The following is a 3,733-nucleotide window of genomic DNA, read 5'->3' on the forward strand; positions in this document are numbered from 1 at the left end:
AGCGCGCTCGTTTCGCCTTGTTCATCTTCTTGACTCTCCTTGCTTGAGTTTAAACGCTCAGCAAGGGATTCGTTTTTCGGGAGCAAGCTCAAACCGCTTTTCCCCATAGTAATGCTTTATGGTGTCTGCACTGAGTGCTCCGGTGCTGCGAAGCACAGCCATCCGCTCCTCGACCTTCTTTAGTCGATTGCTTAACTCGGTTTCTGCTGAGAAATCCAGAACGTAGGGGGTTTGATCTAGGTTGAACATGTCCAAGCACCGTTGCTTTCTTGCTCCAGCTGAGTCGTTTGCGGCCGTCGATCATGGTGAATCGGGGCTGACCTTGTTCGATTCTCGCTCGTACCCCATTGGATTGCAATGCTGACCGCCACGAGCCCTCGCCCCGCCCATGAGTTGACGCCGAATACCGGTAGTAAATCGTCCGGTTGCTGACCGCTGCGGGAAGCGCCCCTGCGGTGGTAAGAAATTCCGGCTCGGGTGATTGATTACCGTATAATATGATTTCCATGTTTGTTTACCGGTGAAAATCATGTCCCGCACGTTTCTCTACGCTCGCGTGTCCACGGCCGAGCAGACTACCGACAACCAACTGCTAGAAGCCAGTAGCGCGGGCTTCGCCATTCAGCCGCGCCATACGATCACGGAGACTATTTCCGGCAGCGTCCCAGCCGTCGAGCGGCCCGGCTTCTCGAAGCTACTGGAGCGGCTAGACGATGGCGATACGCTCGTCGTCACCAAGCTAGACCGGCTGGGCCGTAACACAACCGACGTGCTCGCGACGGTCGAGCGGCTCGCCGAGATTGGCGTTCATGTCCATTGCCTCGCGCTCAAGGGCGTCGATCTGACCAGCGCATCCGGAAAGCTGCACATGACGGTGCTCGCGGCCGTTTCCCAGTTCGAACGGGACCTGCTCATTGAACGCACACATGCGGGGCTGGCGCGCGCGAAAGCCGAGGGCAAGAAGTTGGGTCGCAAAGATGCCCTCACGCCGGATCAGAAGGAAGAGATTCGGCGAAAGATTGCGGCAGGCGCGACCGCGCGGGGGTTGGCGAAAGAATATGCCGTATCTCACCCGACCATACTGAAGGCGGTGCAGCACGCTTGATCAAGAAGCGCTAGACGTCGGTTGCATCGACGTTCTCTACTGCCTGGCTCGACCGACTCATCCCGACCCATGGCAGACTTTCGATTCGCTACTTCGGGCGCACGGTATGCGCCAGGAATCGGGCGTTCGCTTCCTAGCCTTTAAAGACGCTCGTTAACCGCATGCCGCGTAGGTGAAAATTCATCACGCTGAACATTTGATTTTTCCATATGTGCCGTATGATTGCGTTGGTCCACTGCACAGGATCGGAACCTGTCCTGTCAAAGCTGAAGTTAACGAATTAATCAGAGGATAGGGGGGAGCATGGGGGCAAAGTATCCGCGGGGCGCAGAGTGGCGGATTTGGGACTTGCAGGTTCACACACCTTACTCTGCATTGAATAATGGCTTCGGGACTGACCTTGAAGCCTACGCCAAGGTTTTTTTCACGAAAGCGATTGAAAAGAATATTGCGGTAATCGGTGTCACAGACTATTTTTTGGTTGACGGATACAGATATCTGCGCGAGCTTCAACATGACGTAGATCGACTTGCGAGCCTGATTGGCGTGGATAAAGTTCAGGCCGCCCAGGAAATTAAGCTCTTCGCAAATGTCGAGCTAAGGACCAATATCCTGGTCAATAGTAACCGGGTGAACTATCACGTAATTTTTTCGGATGACGTCTCTCCTGATGACATTCGGGACAATTTCCTCGCTCGATTATCGTTCACAAGCGAAGGCAACCCCGCTGGGATTGACCAAGAAGCCTCCCTCACACGCGCAAATCTTGAGCAACTCGGGCGAACGCTAAAGGCTCAACATACAAATTTCCAGAGGCACTCCGATATTTTCGTGGGGCTGATGCAAGCTACGATTGACACCAAAGCGATTTCAACCGAATTGCAGAAGCAAGAGGCATTATTTGCGAATCGATATGTTTTCTGCGTTCCTTGTGACGAAGATTTATCCGGCGTCAGTTGGAATGGGCAAGGTCATATGTTGCGCAAGGTCTTGATTCAGAAGTCACATATCTTGTTCTCTAGTAATGCGAATACGCGTGCATTTGCGCTGGGACAGCGACACAGCACTCCGGATGAATACCTCGCAGAGTTTCGTACATTTAAGCCCTGTCTTCATAGTTCAGACTCGCATGCATTTGACGAACTGTTTGAGCCGGACGACGAACGCTACACGTGGATAAAAGCAGATCCGACATTTCGAGGGCTGCTACAAACGATCAACGAGCCAGATAGCCGTGTCTATGTCGGTGCCTGCCCGCCGAGCTTGGAATCGGTGCGCGGCCGACCGACCAAGATCTTGCGTGAGCTCACCATTCGCAAGACAAGCGACTCAAGCCTTGCGGAGACCTGGTTCGATCATCAGCTACCGTTGAACCCCGAGCTTGTGGCAATCATCGGAAACAAGGGAAGCGGAAAGAGCGCACTGGCTGACATCCTGGGGTTGATTGGCAATACGTCACGTGACGGTGAATTCAGTTTTTTGCATCCTGAACGCTTTCGAGACAGAAAAAACAACAAAGCCAAGCATTTCGAGGCGTTCGCGAGTTGGGGCGATGGAACGAGTACCGAGCCCATACGGCTCGATGAGAAGCCGCCGGAAGGTGTGCTCGAAACCATCAAGTACATACCGCAGGACTACCTTGAGACAATCTGCAATGAAGTGAGTCTCGGTAGCGACGGACAGTTCTACTCTGAACTCCAGAACGTGATTTTTTCACACGTTTCTCCGGCCGAGCAATTGGGCCATACGTCGCTCGATGAGCTCCTGCGCAGCCGCTCGCAGGAGACACAGAAAGCTATCGACTTTCTCGTCGACCAGGTCAAGGCGATCAATCGTGAAATTGTCGCTCACGAGGATCGGTTAACGCCTGAATATCGGCGAGCACTTGACGCACAATTGGAAGCCAAGCAGCGGGAACTGCAGGCGCACGACCTGGTCAAGCCAGGAGTGGTCGCCGCACCGGATCTCGATCCGACACTAGAGGAAATGGGTAAGCAAACAGCCCAAGAGTTGCAGAAATTGCAAGGGCAACTCGACGCAATCAACCACGAAGTTGCGTCGGTCAATCAGAAGATCACCGATGAAACGAAACGCCGAACCACAGCAGAGCGACTGCTGGGTAAGTTGGCCAACCTGAAGCGGCAATATGAGGCCGCTGTCCGTGATGCTCAAGCTGACGCGACCGAATTGGGAGTTAGCTTGCCGGTCCTGGCGGACATGGATCTGACGATTGCCCAGGTAGAGACCATACGCAGCCACGCGGAGGAGCAAGCGAAGCAGTTAAATTTGCAACTTAGCCCGGAAACTGTCGAAGGGCTTTTCCTGCAGAAGGAGATGGTTGGAAATAGCATCGCCAAAATCACGGCAGATTTATCCGCGCCTCAGAAGGCTTACGAGGAATACAAAGCTGCTTTGCAGCGATGGCAAGAAGCGCGCGATGCAATCGTGGGGACCATTGAGATCCTCGGCAGCATTACTCAGATACAAACCGCAATCGAGCATCTTCCAACGTTCGCGACTCAGGCGAAGGAGTTGCGGTAATCCCCCCGCAGAACCGGCGGGATCAGAAGTAGAATTTTCTCGTTGAGGGAGTTCTACAGAATGAAGAAGTCGAGATTCACGGACAGC

General features: G+C 53.6%; 2 protein-coding genes. Both read left to right on the forward strand.

Annotation, left to right across the window (positions count from 1 at the left end; translation table 11 throughout):
* Positions 1-529: 529 nt before the first annotated feature.
* Entirely contained in the window at positions 530-1,105 is a 576-nt protein-coding gene (locus HWX76_RS36355; protein WP_176017104.1) for a recombinase family protein, read from the forward strand.
* A 303-nt stretch (positions 1,106-1,408) separates the two neighbouring features.
* Positions 1,409-3,646, forward strand: a complete 2,238-nt coding sequence (locus HWX76_RS36360; RefSeq protein WP_176017105.1) for a TrlF family AAA-like ATPase — start codon at positions 1,409-1,411, stop codon at positions 3,644-3,646.
* Positions 3,647-3,733: the final 87 nt, after the last annotated feature.

The sequence above is a fragment of the Burkholderia sp. BCC0398 genome (assembly GCF_902833245.1).
In the GTDB taxonomy this organism is placed as follows: domain Bacteria; phylum Pseudomonadota; class Gammaproteobacteria; order Burkholderiales; family Burkholderiaceae; genus Burkholderia; species Burkholderia sola.